Source organism: Ruegeria sp. YTSC325 (assembly GCF_059609525.1).
Window position 1 is genome coordinate 169829 of record NZ_JBXWLY010000003.1, and the last position, 22995, is coordinate 192823.

Annotated in this window: 21 protein-coding genes; 7 read left to right on the plus strand and 14 right to left on the minus strand. The window is 58.6% G+C overall.

Translation table 11 applies throughout. The annotated features are described in order from the left end of the window. Nucleotides 1-25: 25 nt before the first annotated feature. From purM to rnd, 3 genes are all read left to right on the plus strand, one after another. Nucleotides 26-1072: a phosphoribosylformylglycinamidine cyclo-ligase gene (gene purM, locus AC2FF7_RS05995; protein WP_496850509.1), complete on the plus strand. Its 1047-nt coding sequence runs from the start codon at nt 26-28 to the stop codon at nt 1070-1072. Then, entirely contained in the window at nt 1069-1665 is a 597-nt protein-coding gene (purN, locus tag AC2FF7_RS06000; RefSeq protein WP_480865637.1) for a phosphoribosylglycinamide formyltransferase, read from the plus strand. The genes purM and purN overlap by 4 nt, the downstream gene beginning before the upstream one ends. A gap of 116 nt (nt 1666-1781) precedes the next feature. Continuing rightward, on the plus strand, nt 1782-2939 hold the full coding sequence (gene rnd / locus AC2FF7_RS06005; RefSeq protein WP_480865636.1) for a ribonuclease D: 1158 nt from the start codon (nt 1782-1784) through the stop codon (nt 2937-2939). Between the two features lie 5 nt (nt 2940-2944). Here the strand turns inward: rnd and AC2FF7_RS06010 are convergent, their stop codons facing one another. Then, a complete protein-coding gene (locus AC2FF7_RS06010; RefSeq protein WP_209194527.1) occupies nt 2945-3475 on the minus strand; it encodes a hypothetical protein in 531 nt (176 codons plus the stop codon). A gap of 138 nt (nt 3476-3613) precedes the next feature. Here AC2FF7_RS06010 and AC2FF7_RS06015 point away from each other — a divergent pair, with 138 nt between their 5' ends. Beyond that, nucleotides 3614-4024 (plus strand): SufE family protein, encoded by a 411-nt coding sequence (locus AC2FF7_RS06015; RefSeq protein WP_496905362.1) that lies wholly within the window; start codon nt 3614-3616, stop codon nt 4022-4024. A 6-nt stretch (nt 4025-4030) separates the two neighbouring features. Here the strand turns inward: AC2FF7_RS06015 and AC2FF7_RS06020 are convergent, their stop codons facing one another. Together AC2FF7_RS06020 and AC2FF7_RS06025 are read right to left on the minus strand one after the other, a co-directional pair. After that, nucleotides 4031-4687: a DUF1638 domain-containing protein gene (locus AC2FF7_RS06020; protein ID WP_480865634.1), complete on the minus strand. Its 657-nt coding sequence runs from the start codon at nt 4685-4687 to the stop codon at nt 4031-4033. Nucleotides 4688-4766: 79 nt separating this feature from the next. Further along, nucleotides 4767-5465, minus strand: coding sequence for a corrinoid protein (locus AC2FF7_RS06025; RefSeq protein WP_480495167.1), 699 nt, complete (start codon nt 5463-5465; stop codon nt 4767-4769). A gap of 291 nt (nt 5466-5756) precedes the next feature. Here AC2FF7_RS06025 and AC2FF7_RS06030 point away from each other — a divergent pair, with 291 nt between their 5' ends. Further along, a complete protein-coding gene (locus tag AC2FF7_RS06030; protein ID WP_496905363.1) occupies nt 5757-6821 on the plus strand; it encodes a PA0069 family radical SAM protein in 1065 nt (354 codons plus the stop codon). A gap of 51 nt (nt 6822-6872) precedes the next feature. On the opposite strand, the gene gltA is transcribed toward AC2FF7_RS06030, so the two are convergent. Both gltA and gltX read right to left on the minus strand, forming a co-directional pair. Then, nucleotides 6873-8168 (minus strand): citrate synthase, encoded by a 1296-nt coding sequence (gltA, locus tag AC2FF7_RS06035; RefSeq protein WP_480865632.1) that lies wholly within the window; start codon nt 8166-8168, stop codon nt 6873-6875. 121 nt (nt 8169-8289) lie between these two features. Continuing rightward, nucleotides 8290-9690, minus strand: a complete 1401-nt coding sequence (gene gltX, locus AC2FF7_RS06040) for a glutamate--tRNA ligase (protein WP_480866633.1) — start codon at nt 9688-9690, stop codon at nt 8290-8292. 78 nt (nt 9691-9768) lie between these two features. On the opposite strand from gltX, the gene AC2FF7_RS06045 reads away from it, so the two are divergent. Further along, entirely contained in the window at nt 9769-11814 is a 2046-nt protein-coding gene (locus AC2FF7_RS06045; RefSeq protein WP_496905364.1) for a ComEC/Rec2 family competence protein, read from the plus strand. Here the strand turns inward: AC2FF7_RS06045 and lexA are convergent. The 6 genes from lexA to AC2FF7_RS06075 all read right to left on the minus strand — a co-directional run bounded on the left by lexA (nt 11808) and on the right by AC2FF7_RS06075 (nt 16633). Continuing rightward, nucleotides 11808-12506, minus strand: a complete 699-nt coding sequence (gene lexA, locus AC2FF7_RS06050) for a transcriptional repressor LexA (RefSeq protein WP_496905365.1) — start codon at nt 12504-12506, stop codon at nt 11808-11810. The genes AC2FF7_RS06045 and lexA overlap by 7 nt on opposite strands. Before the next feature lie 78 nt (nt 12507-12584). After that, a complete protein-coding gene (locus AC2FF7_RS06055) occupies nt 12585-13757 on the minus strand; it encodes a molybdopterin molybdotransferase MoeA (RefSeq protein ID WP_496905366.1) in 1173 nt (390 codons plus the stop codon). Continuing rightward, nucleotides 13754-14227, minus strand: coding sequence for a cyclic pyranopterin monophosphate synthase MoaC (moaC, locus tag AC2FF7_RS06060; protein WP_170354293.1), 474 nt, complete (start codon nt 14225-14227; stop codon nt 13754-13756). The genes AC2FF7_RS06055 and moaC overlap by 4 nt, the downstream gene beginning before the upstream one ends. Beyond that, nucleotides 14227-15039, minus strand: coding sequence for an indole-3-glycerol phosphate synthase TrpC (gene trpC, locus AC2FF7_RS06065; protein WP_170354292.1), 813 nt, complete (start codon nt 15037-15039; stop codon nt 14227-14229). Before trpC ends, moaC begins: the two co-directional genes overlap by 1 nt. Further along, nucleotides 15036-16055, minus strand: coding sequence for an anthranilate phosphoribosyltransferase (gene trpD, locus AC2FF7_RS06070; RefSeq protein WP_496905367.1), 1020 nt, complete (start codon nt 16053-16055; stop codon nt 15036-15038). The genes trpC and trpD overlap by 4 nt, the downstream gene beginning before the upstream one ends. Beyond that, the gene (locus tag AC2FF7_RS06075; RefSeq protein ID WP_170756363.1) at nt 16052-16633 is read right to left on the minus strand and encodes an anthranilate synthase component II; all 582 of its coding nucleotides are present in this window, start codon (nt 16631-16633) and stop codon (nt 16052-16054) included. The genes trpD and AC2FF7_RS06075 overlap by 4 nt, the downstream gene beginning before the upstream one ends. A gap of 193 nt (nt 16634-16826) precedes the next feature. Between AC2FF7_RS06075 and AC2FF7_RS06080 the strand changes: the two genes are divergently transcribed. Further along, a complete protein-coding gene (locus AC2FF7_RS06080) occupies nt 16827-18335 on the plus strand; it encodes a divergent polysaccharide deacetylase family protein (protein WP_496905368.1) in 1509 nt (502 codons plus the stop codon). Nucleotides 18336-18370: 35 nt separating this feature from the next. Here AC2FF7_RS06080 and trpE read toward each other — a convergent pair whose 3' ends face one another. The 3 genes from trpE to AC2FF7_RS06095 all read right to left on the minus strand — a co-directional run bounded on the left by trpE (nt 18371) and on the right by AC2FF7_RS06095 (nt 22990). Next, nucleotides 18371-19882, minus strand: a complete 1512-nt coding sequence (gene trpE / locus AC2FF7_RS06085; RefSeq protein ID WP_496905369.1) for an anthranilate synthase component I — start codon at nt 19880-19882, stop codon at nt 18371-18373. Nucleotides 19883-19893: 11 nt separating this feature from the next. Next, the gene (locus AC2FF7_RS06090; RefSeq protein ID WP_496905370.1) at nt 19894-21735 is read right to left on the minus strand and encodes a peptidyl-prolyl cis-trans isomerase; all 1842 of its coding nucleotides are present in this window, start codon (nt 21733-21735) and stop codon (nt 19894-19896) included. A 79-nt stretch (nt 21736-21814) separates the two neighbouring features. Further along, nucleotides 21815-22990, minus strand: a complete 1176-nt coding sequence (locus AC2FF7_RS06095; protein ID WP_496905371.1) for an aminotransferase — start codon at nt 22988-22990, stop codon at nt 21815-21817. Nucleotides 22991-22995 lie beyond the last annotated feature (5 nt).

Here is a 22995-nt window from a genome sequence, read left to right on the forward strand (position 1 = left end):
GGGAACCATTCATAAGGGGTTGGCCATGACAGCGGGCAAGAACGGAATCACCTATGCGGACGCGGGTGTTGATATTGATGCAGGCAACGCGCTGGTCGACCGGATCAAACCTGCGGCCAAGCGGACCAACCGCTCGGGCGTGATGAGCGGGCTGGGCGGGTTCGGCGCTCTGTTCGACCTCAAGGATGCGGGCTACACCGATCCTATTCTGGTGGGCGCGACCGATGGTGTGGGCACCAAGCTGCGTATCGCTATTGATACCGGCGTGGTTGATGGCGTTGGCATTGATCTGGTGGCCATGTGCGTCAACGATCTGATCTGTCAGGGCGCCGAGCCTCTGTTTTTCCTCGACTACTTCGCCACCGGCAAGCTGGACACGGATACTGCCGCGCGGATCATCGAAGGCATCGCCGAGGGCTGTGTGCAGTCCGGCTGTGCCCTGATCGGTGGTGAGACGGCGGAAATGCCCGGCATGTACCCCGATGGCGATTTTGATCTGGCCGGGTTCTCGGTCGGCGCGATGGAGCGTGGCGCGCATCTGCCCGCAGGCGTGCAGCAGGGCGACGTGCTGCTGGGGCTGGCGTCGAACGGGGTGCATTCCAACGGCTATTCGCTGGTTCGCAAACTGGTAGGGATTTCGGGGCTAGGATGGGACGCCGAGTCGCCGTTCAGCGACGGTACGCTGGGTGAGGCACTGCTGACGCCCACGCGTCTTTATGTCAAGCAGGCGCTGCAAGCGATCCGGGCAGGGGGCGTTCACGCGCTGGCCCATATCACCGGCGGCGGTTTGACAGAAAACCTGCCGCGTGTCTTGCCCGAAGGGCTGGGTGCCGGGATCGACCTGAACGCCTGGGATTTGCCGCCCGTCTTCCGTTGGATGGCTGAAACCGGTGGGATTGCCGAGACTGAGATGTTGAAAACCTTCAACTGCGGTATCGGCATGATCGTAGTCTGCGCCGAAGACCGCGCCGATGAACTGGCCGATCTGCTGGTCGAAGCCGGGGAAACCGTATCGCGCATCGGCACAGTCACCGAGGCGGCCGGTGTGGCCTACACTGGCAAACTGCTGTGAGCCACAAGCGCGTTGCCATCCTGATCTCGGGCGGGGGGTCCAACATGGTGTCGCTGGTCGATTCCATGATCGGCGACCACCCCGCGCGACCCTGTCTGGTGCTGTCCAATGATGCGCAGGCCAGGGGGCTGGTCAAGGCGGCTGAGCGGGGCATCCCGACGGCTTCGGTCGATCACCGTCCGTTCAAAGGCGACCGCGCTGCGTTCGAGGCAGAGCTGCTGAAACCGCTTGAGGCCGCGCAGCCTGATATCGTCTGTTTGGCTGGGTTCATGCGCGTTCTGACCGGTGATTTTGTATCGCGCTTTCAGGGGCAGATGCTGAACATCCACCCTTCACTGTTGCCGAAATACAAGGGCCTTAACACGCATGCCCGCGCGATCGAGGCAGGCGATGAGGAACATGGATGTTCGGTTCACGAGGTAACGGCGGCATTGGATGACGGTCCGATCCTTGGCCAAGCCCGTTTGCAGATTGAGCCAAACGACACACCTATGACTTTGGCGGCACGGGTTCTGGTGTGGGAACATAAGCTTTATCCAGCCGTGCTGCGCCGCTTTAGCTCTGGCGACCACACACCCGTGTTGCTGCCCTGATCGCCGCAGAGTGATTTACACGCCAGTGTTATTCGGCCTATGGTTTGGGCTATCGCCCTGAACGGCACAAAAGCGACGGGCTACTACGAAAAACAAGAGCAAGAACACCACCGCGCATGAAGACCCTGACAACGACGCAAGAGCTGGCCGAATACTGTAAGGCCGCTGCAAGCTATGACTATGTGACAATCGATACCGAGTTCCTGCGCGAGCGGACGTATTATTCGAAACTCTGTCTGGTGCAATTGGCGGTGCCATCTTCGGACGAGAACAGCGCAGTGCTTGTTGATCCACTGTCTGAGGGATTGTCGCTTGAGCCTCTTTACGAACTGTTCAGAAACGAGGGTGTGGTAAAGGTTTTTCACGCGGCCCGCCAGGATCTTGAGATCTTTTGGGTTGAAGCAAATGTGTTCCCGACGCCCCTGTTTGATACCCAAGTTGCCGCGATGGTTTGCGGCTTCGGAGAGCAGGTCGGTTATGAAACGTTGGTGCGCAAGATTTGCAAGCAGGGTTTGGACAAGACCTCGCGCTTCACCGACTGGTCTCGCCGTCCGTTGTCGGACGCGCAAAAGACCTATGCCTTGGCTGATGTGACCCACCTGCGACAGATCTACGAACATCTGGCGAAAGAGTTGAATAAAACGGAACGCAGCCATTGGGTTGCTGAAGAACTGCGCATACTGACCCACCCCGAAACCTATGATATCCGCCCGGCAGATGCGTGGAAACGGGTTAAGACACGAACGAACTCGGCCAAGTTTTTGGCTGTGGTACGTGAGTTGGCCCAGTTTCGTGAGGCCTATGCGCAAGAAAACAACGTACCCCGCAGCCGTGTGTTCAAGGACGACGCGCTGATCGAGTTGGCCTCGACCAAGCCGAAATCCCCGTCTGATCTTGGTGGCTCGCGTTTGTTGCTTCGCGAGGCGCGCAAAGGCGCGATTGCCGAAGGTATTTTGGCGGCCGTTAAAAAGGGTGTGAATTGCCCGCCTGACCAGATGCCGCGTGTTGATAACAGCCGCGACAAGCTAAAGGTCAACCCGGCATTGGCCGATCTGCTGCGGGTATTGCTAAAGTCCAAGACCGAAAGTTCGGGCGTGGCAGCAAAACTGATCGCCACCAGTTCGGAATTGGATCAGATCGCGGCGGGAGAGCGTGACCTGCCTGCGATGTCAGGTTGGCGGTTCGAAGTGTTTGGTGAAGACGCCCTTAAACTGTGCGAAGGTAAGATCGCCTTGGCAGCCAAGGGCCAGTCGGTCAAGGTTGTGTCGTTGTAGCCGACTTAGCGCCGCCGCGATTCCAGAGCATTTTCCTGACCGACTACGCGAACCAGACGGATGCCTTGCAGATCGTCTTGTGACACGTTGATTGCATCCAACACCTGACGTGAACGTTCAGAGCCTTGATTGGTTGCTGTGGCCGGATACGAAACGCGGAAGGTATATTCCAGTACGCCGTTCTTCTGGTTTTCTTCACTTTCAACACGAACGAGTCGGGCATCATAGGCGCCCTGACGTGCGGCGACGCCAGTGACCAGAATGATCGCCCCCCCGGGTGTTGGGTCGATCCTCAGCTCATCAACGCGCGCAATAGCAACGCTGTTGTCCACGGGGTCTGGCCGACTGAATAGGCCGGCGCCTTCACGCTGTTGGGGCACCAGTGCGTTTGGGTCATTGGCCAAAGTCTGTGTCGGTGCAGGCGCGGGTGTGCTGGACCCAAACCAGTTGGTCGGATTTACACGCGACTCGCGCCATCCGCTACAAGCCGACAGTGTTAGCGTGGCGACCAAAAGAACAGACAGTGTTTTTTGCATGGATTTAAAGCTCTGACCGGTATTTCCCGAACTGGCCTAACGCAAATTCCCTGCTTTGAAAACCCACGCTGGGGCTGGACAGGCAGGGGGCAGAGGCATAGGTCACGATTGTGACCGCAATGAAAGGACCGCAGGGATATGGCAACGCCTGCCTTTGAAGACATCGTCGAGGATTTCGAGTTTCTGGAAGACTGGGAAGACCGCTATCGCCATGTCATTGAGCAGGGCAAGGCTATGGAACCCCTTGAGGACGCGCTGAAAGTTCCCGCAACCAAGGTTCATGGCTGCGCCAGTCAGGTCTGGCTGCATCCGGTTATCGAAGCTGGAGTATTTAGGTTTGACGGAGACAGCGACGCGCTGATCGTGCGCGGCCTGATCGCGGTTTTGCGGGCTTTGTACAATGGCGTGCCACTTGCCGAGGTTGCCAAGATTGACGCCGGCGCAGAATTGGCGCGATTGGGCTTGAACGACCACCTCTCAGCGCAGCGGTCCAATGGTCTGCGGGCGATGATCGAGCGTATTCGCGAAGTTGCGCAAGAGAACGCGTGACGTAACTCAGCCGCGATTGGCCCAATCTGTTAACGTCGACTCGAGATCGCCATATCCGGTGAAACGCCTTTCGAATGCCAGGCCAAGGCGGTCGGCGCATTCCTGAGCGCGTTTCGTCAGCAACGGGTCGTCAGTCTGAGCCTGATAGACCAGTTTCGTGTAGTTGCCGAAATACATGTCGCGCAATTCGGGATGCCGGTCCAGGCCCAATGGCTTCCAAACAAAGGCGTCAAACTGGCGTGCCAGAAAATCGGTCAGGTAGAAGGCAGTTGTTTCATCCTCGCCGCGTGCGTCGAAAACATCATTGCCTTCAAAAAACGAATAGCAATGCGGGCCTTTTACCATCTCGACGCCCAATTCTGCACACGCGTTTTGCAGCAGGCCCCCGGTGCCGCAATCGGCATAGACCACGTAGATCGTGTCGTACTGCGCGCGATGTTTGGTGATTGCATCCTGCACGGCCTGAGTAATCCGCTCGGGATGGACATGTAAGATGGCGGGCAAGCAGGTCAGGTCCATATGGTCCCAACCATTGAGGTTCTTCAGGTCCAGAATCTCGCGTGCCAGCGCGCCGCAAGCCAGCAACAAAATTTGCCCTTGCGCAGCGGATTCGTATCCGTCTGTCGTCAAGCTTGCATCGTCTGGCAGATTGTCCTGCGGCATGGCTTGGCTCCTGCGCCAAAGATGTAAACGAAAAAGGCCGCCTGTTGCCGGACGGCCCTGAATTCAGATGTCCGTCTGATCAGCCCGCCAGTTGGTTGTGCTTACGCGACACGAAGTCTTTCGCGGTCTCAACGGCGACGGCCGCGTCGCGGCAATATGCGTCGGCACCAATGGCTTTTCCGAACTCTTCGTTCAGCGGAGCGCCACCGACCAGTACGATGTAGTCTTCGCGCAAACCTTGCTCGACCAGAGTATCGATCACGACTTTCATGTACGGCATGGTGGTTGTCAGCAGGGCCGACATGCCCAGAATGTCGGGCTTTTCGGTTTCCAGTGCTTCCAGGTAGTTCTCGACCGGATTGTTGATGCCGATATCGACGACCTCAAAACCAGCGCCTTCCATCATCATCGACACAAGGTTTTTGCCGATGTCGTGGATGTCGCCCTTGACGGTGCCGATCACCATCTTGCCAACGCGCGGAGCGCCGGTTTCGGCCAGCAGCGGTTTCAGGATGAACATGCCGCCCTTCATCGCGTTTGCGGCCAGCAGAACTTCGGGGACAAACAGGATGCCGTCGCGGAAGTCGTGGCCTACGATGGTCATACCGCCAACCAGCGCCTTGGTCAGAATGTCATAGGGGGTCCATCCGCGTTCCAGCAGGATGTTCACACCTTCTTCGATTTCTTCCTTCAAACCGTCGTAAAGATCGTCGAACATCTGTTCGACCAATTCCTCGTCATTCAGTTCGGACAGGACGATGTCTTCTTCATCGGACATTGGGTGTTTCCCTAGAGCTGTTCGGGCTTAGCGCCCATTGGTGGCATTTTTTTCGTTTTGGCCAAAACGTCGCACTTAGACTGTGACGATTGCGACCTTGGCGGTTCCGAGACCGACCTATACGTCAAAATATTGATCAACTCGACGTCATAATCTGCAAGATGATCCTGCATTCGGTTCAATTCCAGCATGTTTGGCCAAGCAATTTGAAATCAACACGTAAGACGAGGGGCGCTTGCCTGAACCGCGTATGGCGAGTATACCTGCAAAGGGAACATAAAGAGAACAAATATGACTGACGCGCAAATCCGGGGCCGAGGTTTCGCTACAAATGTTGCTGGTCGGTTCGAAGCGTTTACCACTGAACGCTGCGCGGATGGATGGCCCGAGGACGATGATCTACCGCCATTGCGCACCGAGTTGCGCGACGAGGTCGCGCGCAGCATCATAACCTACAACCGGTCGCCCGATTTGCCGTTTGACCGCTCGATCAACCCGTATCGAGGATGCGAACACGGGTGTGTTTATTGCTTTGCGCGGCCGTCCCATGCCTATCTCGGTCTGTCGCCGGGGCTGGATTTTGAAACACGCCTGATTGCCCGGCCCAACGCGGCCGAGGTGCTGCGGCGGGAACTGTCCTCGAAATCCTACAAGGTGGCCACAGTGGCGTTGGGCACCAATACTGACCCTTACCAACCAGTCGAAAAAACACGCTCTGTCACAAGGGATTGCCTGCAAGTCTTAAGCGATTTTCAGCACCCGATCGGACTCGTCACCAAAGGTGCTTTGATCGAGCGTGATCTGGACATTTTGTCCCCCATGGCAGCCAAGGGGCTGGTACGGGTGGGGATTTCCCTAACAACTTTGGACGCCGGCCTGTCGCGCCGGATGGAGCCTCGTGCCCCTTCGCCCCAGCGGCGTCTGGCGATCATACGGCGGCTGACCGAGGCCGGGATACCGGTGCGGGTCATGACCTCGCCTCTGATCCCCGGCTTGACGGATCATGAGCTTGAGCAGCTGCTTGAGGCCGGGCGCGACGCAGGCGCCGATGCGGCCAGTTGGATCATGCTGCGCCTACCACGAGAAGTGTCCGAGCTGTGGCAGCGTTGGTTGGCAGATCATGAACCGGCCCGGGCGGAGAAAGTCATGTCGAAACTGCGCGAGATGCATGGGGGCCGCGACTATGACCCGCGCTGGGGGCATCGGATGCGGGGTGAGGGCGAATATGCCGCGCTGATTGCGAAACGATTTACCGTGGCGGTCAAACGGTTGGGGCTGGCCACGCGCACCCCGGCGTTGCGTCTGGACCTGTTCACAAGGCCACCACAGGCGGGCGACCAACTGGCTTTGTTCTAACGAAAAACGCCCCGGAACCGGTCTGGGGCGTTCTGCAATCTGTAACCGCGATCAGCGGTTTTCGATATCCACATAGTCACGAGTGGTCTCGCCCAGATACAGCTGGCGCGGACGGCCGATCTTGTTCTGGGGGTCGGCGATCATCTCTTTCCACTGGCTGACCCAGCCCACGGTGCGCGACAGGGCAAAGATCGGAGTGAACATCGAGGTCGGGAAGCCCATCGCCTCGAGGATGATACCCGAATAGAAGTCCACGTTCGGGAACAGCTTTTTATCGGCGAAATACGGATCTTCCAGAGCCTGCTTTTCCAGCGCCTTGGCAACCTGCAGTTTCGGGTTGTCTTCGATGCCCAACAGATCCAGCACTTCGTCGGCGGACTGTTTCATCACTTTGGCGCGCGGGTCAAAGTTCTTGTAGACGCGGTGGCCAAAGCCCATCAGGCGGAACGGATCGTCCTTGTCCTTGGCGCGGGCGATGAATTCTGGGATGCGATCAACGCTGCCGATTTCTTCCAGCATCTCCAGACATGCTTGGTTTGCGCCACCGTGCGCCGGACCCCACAGGCAGGCGATGCCAGCCGCGATACAGGCAAACGGGTTGGCACCCGAGCTTGACGCCAGACGCACGGTCGAGGTCGAGGCGTTTTGCTCGTGATCTGCGTGCAGGGTAAAGATGCGGTCCATCGCACGGCTGAGGATCGGATTGACTTCATATTCTTCGGCCGGAACGCTGAAGCACATGCGCAGGAAGTTCGATGCATAGTCCAGATCGTTGCGCGGATATACGAAGGGCTGGCCAGTGTGGTACTTATAGGCCCATGCCGCGATGGTTGGCATTTTTGCGATCAGGCGGTGCGATGCGACCTCACGCTGGCGCGGGTCTGCGATATCAGTTGAGTCGTGATAGAAGGCCGACATCGCGCCCACAACACCGACCATGATTGCCATCGGATGCGCGTCGCGGCGGAAGCCACGGTAGAAATACTGCATCTGCTCGTGCAGCATGGTGTGGCGCGTGATGGTGGTTTCGAACTTTTCCAAAACGGGCGCGCTCGGCAACTCTCCGTACAGCAGCAGGTAGCAAACCTCGAGGAAGTGAGATTTTCCGGCCAGCTGGTCGATCGGATAACCCCGATGCAGCAGCTCGCCCTTTTCGCCGTCAATATATGTGATGGTGCTGTCACAGCTGGCGGTCGACGTAAAGCCGGGGTCATACGTGAATACACCTGCCGTTCCGTAAAGCTTACGGATGTCGATCACGTCAGGCCCAGCGGTCGGTGAATGAATCGGCAGCTCATAAGTTTCGCCATTAAGTGACAGAGTGGCTGATTTGTTGCTGTCGGTCATAGTGTCCCTTCCTCAATCATGCGCAGTATGGATCGCTGTCCGATCCTGCGGGCAACGGATGCGCGCAATCGCGCAAACCGGGTGTTAGCGGAGCAGCGTTACCCAAATGTGAACCTTTTACTCAGGTCGCTGCGTCAGAAAGCCGTGCCAGGGTTTCATCCCGCCCAAGCACCAGCATCATGTCAAAAACCGAAGGTGTCACCGCGCGGCCTGCCAGTACGGCGCGCAACGGCCCCGCCAGCTTGCCGAACTTGATGCCTTGTGCTTCCGCAAAGGAATTCAGGGCGTCCTCCAGTTCGCTTCGCGTCCAGCTAACACTTTGCAACTGCGGCGTCAATTCATTCAGTATACCGTCGGATACTGAGGCAAGCGCCTTGGCCGCTTTTTCATCCGGTTGAATAGTGCGGGAAGTCAGGGCAAAATGAGCCTTTTCAAGCAGTTCGGGGAATGTGCGCGCCCGATCCTTGAGGCAATACATCGCACGTTCCAGATCACTGGATTGTGTTTCTGTCAGCGCAGGCAGGTCAGCCGCGGCCAGATACGCCTCGATTTCCTGCCGCAATGCGGCATCATCGGCGACGGCAATATGCTGACCGCACAGGTTTTCCAGTTTCTTCAGATCGAAACGGGCCGGGCTTTTGCCGATTCCGTCCAGATCGAACCATTCTTTCGCCTGCGCGTCGGTAAAGAATTCGTCGTCGCCGTGACTCCAGCCCAGACGCGCCAGATAGTTGCGCATCCCGGCCGCCGGATAACCCATAGCCTGGTATTCCTGAGCGCCCAACGCGCCGTGGCGTTTCGACAGTTTCTTGCCATCGGGCCCGTGAATGAGCGGGATATGAGCCCAGACGGGAACATCCCAGCCCATCGCCTGATAGATCATCATCTGGCGCGCTGCATTGTTCAGGTGGTCGTCGCCCCGGATCACATGGGTGACGCCCATATCGTGATCGTCTACCACGACGGCCAGCATATAGACCGGCGTCCCGTCCGAACGCAGCAGGATCATGTCGTCCAGCTGCTCGTTGCGGATGGTCACGTCCCCCTGAACCTGATCGCGGATCACCGTCTCTCCGTCCTGCGGGGCCTTGATGCGGATCACGAAAGGCGCGTCGGGGTGGGTCGCTGCGTCAGCGTCGCGCCAAGGGCTACGGAACAGGGTTGATTTGCCCTCGGCCTTCGCTTGTTCACGGAAGGCGACGATTTCTTCTTGCGTCGCAAAGCACTTGTACGCTTTGCCCTCGGCCAGCAGCTGGTCGGCCACCTCGGCGTGGCGAGCCGCGCCCTCAAACTGGCTGATCACATCGCCATCATGGTCAAGACCCAGCCACGCCATACCCTGCAGAATGGCTGCCGTCGCCTCGGGGGTCGAGCGCTCGCGGTCCGTATCCTCGATCCGCAGCAGGAACTTGCCACCGCGACCACGGGCATAGAGCCAGTTGAACAGCGCGGTGCGGGCGCCGCCGATATGCAGAAAACCGGTGGGCGAGGGGGCGAAACGGGTGACGACCTGATCGGACATTGTTTGGATTAACCTTTTGGTAACCGTGTCGGGCATAGTTTGACGCCTGTCTAACGAGGCTGAGAGACGGGAGCAACCATGCGTGTTCTGGCCCGGGTCGAGGCCGCTTTGCTGAACCAGACAGGTTACCTGTTTCAATGGTCTCCGGTCTGTCTGGCGATCGGAATCGGCCTGTACTTCGGTTTGCGGTCTGAGCCGGAATGGCAGGTCTATGCCGGCTTGTTCGTGGCGGGTATGGCAGCTTTGGCTGCTGCGCGCTGGATGCGGCCAGGCTGGGCGTCGTTGGCAATCGGGGGGGCGCTTGTTTGTGCGGGGTTTATCTTTGCAGGAGTCCGCGCCCATACGGTGGCAGAGCCGGTCTTGTCATGGCGTTACTACGGCCCGGTCGAGGGGCGGGTCGTTGCCATTGACCGCTCTGCGTCGGATGCGCTGCGGGTAACGCTGGATCGGGTGCGAGTAGGGGACGTGCCACTAGATCGCAGACCGCAGCGCGTCCGGCTATCTTTGCATGGCGGTGATGCTTCGCTTGTGCCAGGACAGCGGATCATGACCACCGGTCACCTGTCTCCGCCACAAGGCCCGGTCGAGCCCGGCGGGTTTGATTTCCGGCGTCATGCTTGGTTTCAGGGTTTGGGTGCGGTCGGTTACACCCGCGTTCCTGTTCTCACGGTTTCGGGTCCGGATCCGGCCGGCGTCCGCATCACCGCGTTAAGGCTGGCATTGTCCGAACATGTGCGTGCCGTGTTGCCCGGAGAGATTGGAGGGTTCGCCGCCGCAGTAACGACAGGGGATAGAAGCGGAATGGGGCAACAAACGCTCGCGTCTTTGCGGGCGTCGAATTTGGCGCATTTATTGGCGATCTCCGGTCTGCATATGGGGCTACTGACCGGTTTTGTTTATCTACTGTGCCGAGTTGCTTTATCGGCGTTTCCTGCCATCGCGCTTCGGGTCTCGGTCCGAAAGATCGCGGCGGTTGGTGCACTTATTGCCGCAACGCTGTATCTGCTGCTGTCTGGCGGAAACGTGGCAACCGAACGCGCCTTTGTCATGGCCACTGTGATGCTGGGTGCGATCTTAGTCGACCGGCGGGCAATCTCATTGCGCGCGGTTGCCGTGGCCGCGTTGATCGTTTTGATCCTGCGGCCGGAATCCCTCTTGAACCCCGGATTTCAGATGTCCTTCGCGGCAACTACGGCGCTTGTGGCGGTGTTTGGGGCGTTGCGAAATGTCGGCCCGGTTCCGGGGCCGAAATGGCTAAAGCCAGTGATTGGATTGTTGATGTCGTCTGCCATCGCTGGGCTTGCGACGGCACCGATCGGAGCTGCACATTTCAATACGATGTCCCATTATGGCTTGCTGGCCAACATGTTGTCAGTCCCTGTGATGGGGACCGTCGTTGTACCTGCAGCCGTCGTTGCAGCCCTGTTGGCACCGTTTGGTCTGGACTGGGTCGCGCTCGCCGTTATGGGCCTGGGGTTAGAGTGGATATTGCTGGTTGCTGAGACCGTATCAAACCTGGATGGAGCGCAAGGCTATATCGTCAGCCCGCCTTACTATGTATTGCCTCTGTTCGCTTTGGGGGCGTTGTGGACGGTTTTGTGGCGTGGGCCCGCGAAATGGGTTGGTTTGGGACCATGTATCGCGGCCGTGTTCATATGGGGTCAGGGTGAACGTCCCGATGTCTTGGTCGCGGATTCAGGTGGATTGGTCGGGGTCTTGACGGACAAAGGGCGCGCCTTGAGCAAAGAGAAAGGCAGCGGGTTCATCGCCACAGTATGGTTGGAAAATGATGGCGATGGTGTGAACCAGAAGACAGCCGCCGACCGATGGCCCCCAGCTGACGACCTTGTCCAAAGATATGTGTGGAAGGGGCAGGAGGTGATCCACCTGACCGGAAAGCGATCTGCAGGTAGCTTTACCGAGTGCCACCAAGGCCAGATTGTTATCTCAGCTGTGCCAGTTGTACTAAGCGGAAATTGCGTGTTGTTCGACCCGGATAAATTGATGGAGACCCGGAGTCTGGCTTTTCAGAACGGTAAAATAAAGACCAGCGCAGAGGTCATCGGTCGCAGATTGTGGTCCCCGAAGGAAGCCGAAGACCACCAGACACAAAAAGGTCAGTAGCTGCGGATCAGGCCGACCAATCGGCCTTGCACCTTGACCTTGTCTTCGGGCAAGACGCGGGTTTCATAAGCCGGGTTCGCGGCCTCAAGCGCAATGGCTTGACCGCGGCGGAAATATCGCTTCAGTGTTGCTTCTTGATCTTCGACAAGTGCCACTACGATATCGCCGTTGTCTGCGACCGATGTCTCGCGGATCACCACAACGTCGCCGTCATTTATGCCTACATCGATCATCGAGTCGCCCCGAACCTCAAGCGCGTAGTGCTCGCCCTTGCCTGAAACCATTGATCCCGGCACAGCGACGCGGTGCGAGACGTGGCTGATCGCTTCAATCGGAACACCCGCCGCGATACGGCCCATGACTGGCAATTCCATGGCATCGACGGTAACGGGTTCGAAATTCGCCGGTCGCGGCCCTTCGGGCTTGTCGCCTTCGATCACACGCGGCTTAAAGGCGGCTGTGGGCTCGCCGCCAAGACTTTCGGGCAGTTTGACGATTTCGATCGCCCGCGCCCGGTGGGCAAGCCGGCGGATAAATCCGCGTTCTTCCAGCGCGGTGATCAGCCGGTGAATTCCGGACTTGGATCTGAGATCCAGCGCGGCCTTCATTTCGTCGAAACTAGGGGGAACACCATCCGCTTGAACACGTTTGTGGATGAATTCCAACAAATCCAACTGCTTCTTGGTCAGCATTGCTCACACCTCGTCGGTCATGCGTTTTCTTTTGTTCTACGCATGTTCACGTTTTGTGTCAATGGATTTGAGCGTTTGCTAAATCGGTAGGTACAGGACCTCATCACCAGCAGGCCGCGCCGGATCATTCGGCTGTCGAACCAACAAAGCATTGGCCTGCGCCAGGACGCTTAAAAGCGAGCTGTCCTGATCGTCGCAAGCCCGTATGCCATCATTGTCAAGAATGGCGCGCATATAGTGTTCGCGCGGACCATTCTGGCCGAGCGGGGCAACCAGTCTAGCCGTTTGGAACGGCGTCAAAGCCTCGGCCAGCCCCACCATGCGGCGTACCATTGGTACCAAAAAGAGATAGCCGCAAACCATTGCGCTGACAGGATTTCCCGGCAATCCAACCATTGCAGCTTTGCCAAGCCGCCCGGCCATCAGCGGCTTTCCGGGGCGCATGCGTATCTTGTAAAATGACCGCTCCATCCCGAGATTGGCGGATACGTCCGACACCAGATCATAATCCCCGACCGAGGCTCCTCCGATCGTGACGACCAGATCCGCGCCTGTTGCCAGATCAAAGGCTGTTTCAAGCGAAGCGACTGTGTCTCGCGCGATAGGCAGAATGCGAACTTCCGCTCCAACATCCTCTAGCAACGCCTTGAGACCAAAGGTGTTTGACGCGATGATCTGATCAGGTCCGGGCGTATCGCCCGGCATGACCAATTCGTCTCCGGTCGAGATCAGTGCAACGATCGGCTTGCGGGCGACGGGAACCTCGGGGATGTTCATTGCGGCCATAAGGGCCACATCCTCGGGGCGGATGCGACGAGGGGCAGAGATCGTTGTGCCGGATTTAAAATCAACACCCTTGGGTCGAATGTTGGTCTTGTCGCCGGGCATGTCCGTGATTGTAATCAGATCATCCCTGCGTTCAGTATCTTCTTGGATCACGACAAAATCCGCGCCGTCTGGCACGGGGGCTCCGGTGAAAATGCGAACTGCCTGACCAGCGCCAACTTGACCAGAATACCTGCGCCCAGCGGCGGCCTCTCCGACGACTTTGAACATTGCGTGCAGTTCGACTTCGGATGACTTGACTGCGTATCCATCCATCGAAGATGCCGCAAACGGAGGTTGATCGCGCTTGGCCGCAACGTCCTGCGCCAAAATCCGACCGGCCGCTTGCGAGAGTGAAACGGTTTCTGCGGGCAGGCGGTCAACCAGGCCAAACAGAAGGGCCCGCGCGTCTTCGACAGTTATCATTTCGCTTCGTAACGGCCTGATTTACCGCCATCTTTTAGCAAAACTTTTATGCCGCCGATCTCCATTGCTTTGTCCACGGCTTTGGTCATGTCGTAAACCGTCAGGGCTGCGGTCGAGGCCGCAGTTAGCGCTTCCATCTCTACACCTGTTTGACCCGAGGTCTTGACGGTCGCTTCAATCTGAACGCCCGGTAGATCGGGGTCCAACGTCAGTTCGACGGCCACCTTGGTCACGGGCAAAGGATGACACAGCGGGATCAGGTCAGGGGTTTTTTTCGCGCCCATGATACCAGCAAGACGTGCAACGCCCAGCACATCACCCTTTTTTGCACGCCCTTCTGATATTAAATCAAAGGTTTCCTGCGCCATCTTGATGTGCCCAGCCGCCACGGCAACCCGGTCCGTTACCGCCTTATCGGACACATCCACCATGTGGGCTTGGCCCTGTGCGTCAAAGTGAGTGAGCGACATTACATTACTCCGGGGATCAAAGGGTTAGCCAGCAAGTTTCGCGTCGCCGCAGTGACATTGTCCTGCCGCATCAGGCTTTCGCCGATCAGGAAGGACCGTGCGCCATAGCGGGCGATGTCGGCCAGGTCGGCAGGCGTGCTCAAACCGCTTTCGCAAACAATAGTCCGATCGCCGGGCACCAGTTTTGACAACCTGCGCGTTGTATCAAGAGTTGTCTCAAACGTCTTGAGATTACGATTATTTATCCCAATCAGACTGCTTTTGAGCTTGGTCGCGCGTTCCAGTTCGGCCTCGTCATGCACTTCGATCAGGACATCCATGCCCCAGTCAAAAGCCGTTTGCTCCAACTCGGCGGCTTGTTCATCTTCGACCGAGGCCATGATGATCAGAATACAGTCGGCGCCCAAAGCGCGAGCTTCGACGACCTGATACGGGTCGTACATGAAATCCTTACGCAGCGCAGGCAATGACGTCGCTGCGCGGGCCGCCGTCAGGTATTCTTTGGCCCCTTGAAAGCTGGGCGTGTCCGTCAAAACCGACAGACAGGTTGCGCCGCCTTCTTCGTAGGCTTTTGCCAGTACCGGAGGGTCAAAATCCGGGCGGATCAAACCTTTTGAGGGGCTCGCTTTCTTCACCTCGGCGATCAGACCGTAGCCGGATCGCGCGGCGGCGGTCAGTGCTGTCGCAAAACCGCGCACCTCAGACGCAGACTTGGCTTCATCCTCCAAATCTTCCAAAGACTTATTGGTCTTGTCTAATGCGACTTCCTCAAGCTTGTATGCTTTGATCTTGTCCAGAACCGTCTCGGTCATGCGGCCTCCTGAGTGATGCGGGCCAGTACCGCGATTTTTTCTTTGGCAGCGCCGCTGTCGATGCTGTGCGCGGCCTTCTCGACCCCGTCCTTGAGGTCGCTTGCAGCTTCGGCCACCACCAGTGCAGCGGCAGAGTTCAAAAGGACTGCGTCCCGGTACGCGGACGGAGTGCCATCCAGCAGGGCGCGGAAGGCAACAGCGTTTTCTTCAGGTGTTCCGCCCAGAATGTCCTCGAACGGGTGCACTGGCAGGCCAGCATCTTCTGGATGCAGTTCAACCTCACGCACACCGCCGTTTTCCCATGAGGCTACCCAGCTGACACCAGTGATGGTTAATTCGTCGGTGCCATCGGACCCGTGAACCAGCCATGCGTGTTCGGTACCAAGCACGCCAAGCGTCTCGGCCATTGGGCGGATCAATTCGCGGCTGAACGCGCCCGTCAATTGCCGTTTCACTCCGGCCGGGTTTGTAAGTGGCCCCAGAATGTTAAAGATCGTACGTGTCCCAAGTTCCTGCCGTGTTGGCATCACGTGGGCAATGGCCGGATGGTGCATGGGGGCCATCATAAAGCCTATACCAGCCTCTTTCAGCGCTTTTTCAACGACTTCTGGCCCGACCATCACGTTGATACCCATCTGACCCAACGCATCGGCTGCACCGGATTTCGAACTTAGGTTCCGGTTCCCGTGTTTTGCAACTGTGACGCCAGCGCCCGCGACGACAAAGGCTGTTGCGGTAGAGATATTCAGCGTTCCCTTGCCATCGCCACCTGTGCCGACGATATCCATCGCGCCGTCCGGCGCATTGACCGCGTTGCATTTGGCCCGCATCACTGCCGCCGCCGCCGCAAATTCGTCGACCGTCTCGCCTCGGGTTCGCATCGCCATCAGCAAACCGCCGATCTGGCTGGGTGTGGCGGCGCCATCGAAGAGGATGCCAAAAGCCTGTTCGGCTTCGGCGCGCGTCAAAGGCCGATCAGCAGCAGTGCCGATCAGCGGTTTCAATTCGTCGCTCATGCGGGGACTTTCATCTCGGACAGGAAGTTCTTGAGCAGGGCATGGCCGTGCTCGGATGCAATCGATTCTGGGTGGAACTGAACGCCGTGTATAGGGAGCTGCTTATGTTGCAGACCCATGATCGTGCCATCTTCCAGCTCAGCTGTGATTTCCAGGCAATCGGGCAGGGTGGTTCGGTCGACCACCAGCGAATGGTACCGGGTTGCCTCGAAGGGGGAAGGCAGCCCAGCGAACAGACCTTTCCCAGTGTGATGCATGGTGCCCATCTTGCCGTGCACAATCTCATGGCACCGAATAACGTCACCGCCGAATGCTTGCCCGATGGTCTGATGCCCAAGGCAAACGCCCATCAAGGGGGTCTGGGTTTCAGCAGCTGCCTGTGTCAGCGCCAGGCAAATCCCAGCCTGATCCGGGTCGCATGGTCCCGGGCTAAGAAGGATTCCGGCCGGGTTCATGGCCATGGCCTCTTGCACATCCAGCGCGTCATTTCGCCGAATGACCATTTCGGCACCAAGTTCGCCTAAATAGTGTACCAGATTGTAGGTAAACGAGTCGTAGTTGTCGATCAGCAGCAGCATTTGGGCACTTGTCTCGGATTGGGCATTTGGGACTGGCGATACAGCCCCGAGCCGCGATATAATGTCGGGACATACATGCTCAGGCTTGCGAGGCAGCGTCAAGAGGACATCCGGTTCCATACGCGCTTGCGGGTGAGTGTCGCAGAAGACGACGCAGGCAATCGAAGCAGGAATTAGTCGAAAGGCAATTAGAATGGGCGGATTTCTAGGAGGGATGATCGCAGGTGCGGTCGTGGTAATGCTGTTGGGAGCGGCGTTGTCTCTAACCACGCCTCTGTCGCGCAAACCCGTTGTTGCGGATGTTGCACCCGAACCTGCACCAAGCGAAGTACCCGAGGTCGAGGCAGACAAGCCCGAAGCCATTGCAGATGCCGATTTGGTCACTTTGCCCGCGACAGAGCCTGAATCAACCGATCAACAAACAGATACGCTGGCAGGGCTTTCGGAAATTGAAGAGGCTCCGGATGATCAGCCGCAGGTCAACGAATCCGCGCCCGTTGTCGAAGAGGCAGCCGTCGTCGAGCCTGATGAGGTGGCAGTGACGAGTGAGGCACCTGTTCAGCCGCAAGCGCCTGCAGTTTTGCCAGATACGCCTATTGCCGAAGGGCAGCCCGAGTTGATCGAGGAGCCCCCAGCCCCTCCAGCCCCTCCAGCCCCGGAAGTCGCTGCACTAGAAGTACCTGTCGAACAGCCCCAGCCTGAGTCTGTCGAGCCGGAACCAGACCAATCCCAGGCTGCCGAGTTGGAACCGGCCCCTGACTTTGAACCAGAAAGTACAGAAGCAGAGCCATTGCCGGAAATTGCCGCGCTCGAGCCGAAGGAAGATTTACCTGAAGAAAATCCCATCGCGGTCGAGGGTGATGAAACGGACCTCAACCGCCGTCTGCCGCGCATTGCAGCCGTTCCACAGATCGGTGGCGACCAAAACGGCGCGGGGGGATCAACGGTTGGTCGGCGCGTTGTCCCGCTGACCGAACGAGACAACGCTCCGGCTGATCAGGACGGATCAGGTCAGACTGCGGTGCCGGGAAAACCGATCGAAGCCTATGCGGCCAAATTCGATAACCCCGACGCCAAACCGCTGATGTCAATTATCCTGATTGACGACGAAGGCGCTTATGGTGCCGAAGCGTTGCAGGATTTCCCGTACCCGATCAGCTTTGCCGTCAGCCCCTCCGACCCCGACGCTGCCGAAAAGATGGCTAGACATCGCTCTGCAGGTTTCGAGGTTCTTGCGATGGCGGATCTTCCTAAAACCGCCAGTGCGCAGGATGCCGAAGTGTCAATGGCCGTATGGTTGCAGACCTTGCCAGAAACGGTCGGTATTCTCGAAGGGGTCGAGACAGGCATTCAGGGCAATCGCAAGCTGGCTGATCAGGTTGCCGCTATTGCTGCCGGGACAGGCCGTGGCTTGATCACCCAGGACAACGGTCTCAACACGGTTCAGAAGCTGGCTGCCCGCAATGGGACGCCGTCCAGCGTGATTTTCCGAGACATAGACGGCGCACGTCAGGACCCAAAGATCATGCGCCGCTTTCTGGATCAGGCCGCTTTCCGGGCCGGGCAGGAGGGGACGGTTGTCATGCTGGGACGGTTGCGCCCTGACACCATCTCGGCCTTGCTTGTCTGGGCCCTGGAAGACCGGGGAGGGCGTGTGGCCATGGCACCGATTTCCGCCGTCATGAAACAAGCCGTCCAATAAGCCCGTGTGGCTGGCCGGTTTGGCCAGCCGTTTGATCAGCTGTTACCCGGTCCCGTAAAGCGCGCAGCATCAGCAGCCGCGCGTCGGATGGCATTGGATTTGTGCACTGTCTCCATGAATTCCGCCTCGGGGTCGCTGTCATAGACAACACCGCCACCGGCCTGAATATACAGCTTGTGATCTTTCACAATCGCTGTGCGCAGGGCGATACACATATCCATGTCTCCACCCGCGCTGAAATATCCGACCCCGCCGCCATAGACACCGCGCTTTTCCGGCTCCAATTCGTCAATGATCTCCATCGCGCGGACCTTGGGCGCGCCTGAAACCGTGCCTGCAGGCATCCCGGCAAAGAACGCATCCAGCGCGTCTTTCTCTTCGGCCAGTTCGCCGACCACGTTCGACACAATGTGCATCACGTGGCTGTAGCGTTCGATGATGAATTCTTCGGTGGGTCGCACGGTGCCAATCTTGGCCACGCGGCCCGTGTCATTGCGGCCCAGATCCAGCAACATGAGATGCTCGGCCAGTTCTTTCTTGTCGGCCAGCAGATCGGCCTCGTTCGCCTTGTCTTCCTCGGGGGTCGCGCCACGGGGACGGGTGCCTGCAATGGGGCGGATCGTGACCTCATTGCCAAAGACACGCACCAGAATCTCGGGGCTGGCGCCCACAACCTGAAAGCCGCCAAAGTTGAAGTAGAACATGAAGGGCGACGGGTTCGTGCGGCGCAATGACCGATACAGTGCAAAAGGCGGCAGCGGAAAATCCTGCGTCCAACGTTGGGCCGGAACCACCTGAAAGATATCGCCTGCGCGGATATAGTCTTTGGCTTTCTCGACCGCTTCCATATAGCCCGACTTGGTGAAGTTCGAGACAGGCGCGGCCACTTCGGACGCGTCGCCCAGATCGCGGGTTTCGGCGGGCATGGCGCGTTCCAGATCGCGAACGGCATCCATCACGCGCTCGGCCGCTTGGGCATAAGCCGCTTTGGCGGACTGACCTTCACTGACCCATGCGGGGGAAACAACTGTCACCTCACCTTTGACGCCGTCCAGAACGGCCACGACCGAGGGACGCAACATCACCGCATCTGGTAGCTCCAGAGGGTCAGGGTTCACGTCTGGCAGATACTCGACCAGGCGCACCATGTCATAACCCAGATAACCAAACAGCCCGGCGGCCGCCTGAGGCAGATCATCGGGCAGAGCGATCCGACTATCAGCAAGCAGTGCCCGCAAATTATCCATCGGGTTGCCATCCTGAGGCTGGAACGCCTCGGGGTCGAAACGCGCCGACCGGTTCAGCTCGGACACGTCGCCCTGGCAGCGCCAGATCAGATCCGGTTTCATACCAATGATCGAATAGCGCCCGCGTACCTCTCCGCCGGTAACCGATTCCAGCATGAACGCGTCTTTTTGCGCGCCCGTCAGCTTGAGCATCAGGGAAACGGGCGTATCCAGATCGGCCGCAAGTCGCGTATAGACTACCTGATTTTCGCCAGCCTCGTAGGCGCGGGCGAAACTGTCAAACTCAGGGGTAAGGGCCATATCGGTCTCTTTTAATAGCTCGCCTGAACGGCATTCAGGGCACGCTGGTCCACGGTTGGTCGGGCACGAACCTGCGCATCGCGGACAAAAGCGTCGAAAATATTCTGTGCCAACGCCTGGTCCAACTGCGCAGCAAGGGCCTCTCGGGCTTGCCGCAGTTCGTCTGTTTCATCTGGCGGCAGCAGCTCTTCCAGACGGACGATCAGAGCAGTACCCTCACCGGAAACAACACGCAGTTCGCCGGGCTCCATTTCAAACACCTGAACCATGAAATCGGCAGGAACATCTTCAAGGAAAGCTGTACGCGTTAGGGCGTTCTCGACCCGGAATGGCAAACCCGTTGCGGTGAAATCGCCATCGCCCTCAAGCTGCTCAAGGACAGTTGCGGCTTGCTCCTCCAGCGCCTTGTTCGTCTCGGCCTGAGTCCATGCGGCGATTACACGGTCGCGCGCGCTGTCCAGCGGTTCGGGGCGGCGAGGTAACACTTCGTTCAAGCGCATCGCAAAGATCGAGCCGTCTTCCAGGAACGCGACCTCGGGGAAATCGCCCTCGTTCACGGCTTGTGCAGCAGTGCGGAACCCGTCATAGGCCGCCACCCCGTCCTCGCTTTGCGTGGTCCAGTCGATCTGACCCAGTTCCATCTCGGTTTCGCCGACCAGCTCTTCAAGCGTGGCACCACCTGCCAGCAGGTCGTTGATGTCTTCGGCTTGCGCCTCAATCTGGCGACGCGCGCGATCTGCGGCCAGCTCTTCGCGCAGGGCTGGGGCCGCGTCTTCGAATGAGGTGTTGTTTTCAGCCAGCGATCCATTGATGCGGAACAGAGCCGGCCCCAGAGAGGACGGAAGCGGGCCGACCACGGCGTCCAGATCGGCAGCAAAGACGCCGTCAGCTGCGTCCCCCAGATCGTCGCGGGTGACGTCGCCCAGATCAACATCGCTTAGTTCAAGCTCGCGCTCACGCACCAATTGCTCGAAAGTTGTTCCTCCAACCTCAAGCTGCGCTTTGGCTGCTTCGGCGGCGGCTTCATTCGCAAAGGGCAGGCGTTCGACAAGACGGCGTTCGGGCTGCAGATATTCGTCAGCACGCTGGTCATACAGACGGCGGACCGAGTCTTCGTCAACGTCTACACTGTCCAGCAACATCTCCGGAGAAAGGATCGCATATGTCAGCTTCTTGGTGCGGGGCAGGGTGAACAGATCCCCGTTTTCATCGTAATATGATTGAATTTGCGCGTCTGTCGGCGCTGCAATCGGCGCTGCCAGTGCGTCCGGACCCAGCGTTGCCACTGTAAAGCTGCGCCGCGCGCCAACAAAGTTCATCATCGCATCCGTCAGGGTTTCGGGCATTTCGATACCCCCCATGACCGCGCCCTGAACGATGGTTCGAGCCGACTCTTTGCGCAGGTCGGATTCGAATTCGGCATCGGACATTCCGACCTGATCCAGTTGGAATTCATAGGCGTCGCGGTCAAAGTTCCCGTCGATCCCCTGAAAGGCCGGGATTGCGACAATTTCCTGTTGCAGGTTTGCGTCCCCGATCGAGATGCCCAGCAGCCCAACTTCATTGTCCAGCGACGCCAGCGCCGTCAGACGCGACAGTGCCAACTGATCCAACCCGAATTCATGTGCCTGCGCGATCTGCAGCGGCTGACCGGTCTGTTGTTCCACGGCGCGGATTTCGCGTTGCAGCTCGCGGACATATTCATCGACCGAGACGCTTTCGTTCCCGACCTGTGCGACTGTGCGCACTGTGCCGGACAAGCTGGTTGCGCCAAACCCTGCGAGCCCCAACATCAAAAGGCCCATGAGGATCCAGACAAAGGTCTTCGATAGCTTTTTTACGCCTGCGGCCATGGTGCCCTCTTGTTTTGTGGCAAAGGTCTGCCCTGTCGGTTGCGGCCCTGAATACGATGCGCGCCGCCGAGGGGCAAGCTCAGAAGGTCAACGCTTCGAGCCGGTCGAACAATTGCGCCAGTCCGGCGCGGTCCAGGTTGGCAAAAGCCACTCGGACTTGCTGCTTTCCAGCCGGGTCTGTGTCGGGCATGAACATCGTTCCAGGCAGCAACAGAATGCCTGCCTCGGAAACCAGTTTTTGCGCCAATACGTCCGAAGGCATGTCGAACGGGTGTTCGAGATAGGCAAAATACGCGCCCAGTCCCAGCAGGCGCCAGCCTTTTGAGGTCAGGCGCGGCAGCATCTCTTGGATGGCGACACGGCGATCAAGGATCTCATCCCGCTCGCCCACAACCCACTGGGACAGGTTTTGCATCCCCCAGAGCGCCGCAAACTGCCCCATCTGGCCAGGGCAGATGGCGACTGTATCCAGAAACTTTTCGATTTCAGCCAAAAGGTCGGGGCTTGTCGCGATGGCACCGACGCGGTGGCCGGTCAGCCGATAGGCTTTGGAAAAGGAATACAGGTGAACCAGCGTTTGATCCCAGTCGGGCTGGCTGAACAGGCGATGCGGCGGACCGCTGCGGCTGTCGAAGTCGCGGTATGTTTCGTCGACCAGCAGCCGGATGCCGGTTTCGCGGGCGAGATCGTAAAAGGCTTGGACCAGATCGGATGGGTATTCCACACCGCCTGGGTTGTTCGGAGTAACCAATGATATTGCGCGGGTTCGATCCGTGATCAGCGCCCGGGCGGCGTCGGGGTCAGGCAGAAGGTCGTCATTGGTTTGCAAGTCGACCGCCGTCACCCCGGCCATATCAAGCCACATTTTATGATTGAAATACCATGGGGTTGGCAGGATAACCTCATCCCCTTCATCAGTGAGCGCCGAGATCGCCGCGGCGAAAGCCTGATTGCACCCCGAGGTGATCGCCACCTGGGATGGTTGTACTTCGGCGTCATAGTGCTGGCTGATTTGTGTAGTCAGCGCCTCGCGCAGGTCAGGATTACCCAGAACGGGGCCATACAAATGCGCTGCATCTGTATTGACCGCGAAATCCGCCATTGCCTGACGCAAGGCCAGTGGCGGCGGGTCAACAGGGGCCGCTTGGCTGACATTGATCAGGGGGCGGTTTTCGGGGAAGTCCACGCCTTCAAGCCAGCGACGCGCCTCCATCACCGGAGGAGGAAAAGTGGCGCTGGTGCGGGTCTGTGTCATGGCGT

Excerpts from the sequence above, each read along its gene's own strand:
- trpD (WP_496905367.1), bottom strand. The coding sequence starts at position 16,055 with ATGAGCGACGAATTGAAACCGCTGATCGGCACTGCTGCTGATCGGCCT.
- gltX (WP_480866633.1), bottom strand. The coding sequence starts at position 9,690 with ATGTCCGATCAGGTCGTCACCCGTTTCGCCCCCTCGCCCACCGGTTTT.
- trpE (WP_496905369.1), bottom strand. The coding sequence starts at position 19,882 with ATGGCCCTTACCCCTGAGTTTGACAGTTTCGCCCGCGCCTACGAGGCT.
- AC2FF7_RS06015 (WP_496905362.1), top strand. The coding sequence starts at position 3,614 with ATGGCAACGCCTGCCTTTGAAGACATCGTCGAGGATTTCGAGTTTCTG.
- AC2FF7_RS06080 (WP_496905368.1), top strand. The coding sequence starts at position 16,827 with ATGGGCGGATTTCTAGGAGGGATGATCGCAGGTGCGGTCGTGGTAATG.
- AC2FF7_RS06090 (WP_496905370.1), bottom strand. The coding sequence starts at position 21,735 with ATGGCCGCAGGCGTAAAAAAGCTATCGAAGACCTTTGTCTGGATCCTC.
- gltA (WP_480865632.1), bottom strand. The coding sequence starts at position 8,168 with ATGACCGACAGCAACAAATCAGCCACTCTGTCACTTAATGGCGAAACT.
- trpC (WP_170354292.1), bottom strand. The coding sequence starts at position 15,039 with ATGACCGAGACGGTTCTGGACAAGATCAAAGCATACAAGCTTGAGGAA.
- AC2FF7_RS06020 (WP_480865634.1), bottom strand. The coding sequence starts at position 4,687 with ATGCCGCAGGACAATCTGCCAGACGATGCAAGCTTGACGACAGACGGA.
- lexA (WP_496905365.1), bottom strand. The coding sequence starts at position 12,506 with ATGCTGACCAAGAAGCAGTTGGATTTGTTGGAATTCATCCACAAACGT.
- moaC (WP_170354293.1), bottom strand. The coding sequence starts at position 14,227 with ATGTCGCTCACTCACTTTGACGCACAGGGCCAAGCCCACATGGTGGAT.
- rnd (WP_480865636.1), top strand. The coding sequence starts at position 1,782 with ATGAAGACCCTGACAACGACGCAAGAGCTGGCCGAATACTGTAAGGCC.
- AC2FF7_RS06045 (WP_496905364.1), top strand. The coding sequence starts at position 9,769 with ATGCGTGTTCTGGCCCGGGTCGAGGCCGCTTTGCTGAACCAGACAGGT.
- AC2FF7_RS06055 (WP_496905366.1), bottom strand. The coding sequence starts at position 13,757 with ATGATAACTGTCGAAGACGCGCGGGCCCTTCTGTTTGGCCTGGTTGAC.
- AC2FF7_RS06030 (WP_496905363.1), top strand. The coding sequence starts at position 5,757 with ATGACTGACGCGCAAATCCGGGGCCGAGGTTTCGCTACAAATGTTGCT.
- AC2FF7_RS06075 (WP_170756363.1), bottom strand. The coding sequence starts at position 16,633 with ATGCTGCTGCTGATCGACAACTACGACTCGTTTACCTACAATCTGGTA.
- purM (WP_496850509.1), top strand. The coding sequence starts at position 26 with ATGACAGCGGGCAAGAACGGAATCACCTATGCGGACGCGGGTGTTGAT.
- AC2FF7_RS06010 (WP_209194527.1), bottom strand. The coding sequence starts at position 3,475 with ATGCAAAAAACACTGTCTGTTCTTTTGGTCGCCACGCTAACACTGTCG.
- AC2FF7_RS06095 (WP_496905371.1), bottom strand. The coding sequence starts at position 22,990 with ATGACACAGACCCGCACCAGCGCCACTTTTCCTCCTCCGGTGATGGAG.
- AC2FF7_RS06025 (WP_480495167.1), bottom strand. The coding sequence starts at position 5,465 with ATGTCCGATGAAGAAGACATCGTCCTGTCCGAACTGAATGACGAGGAA.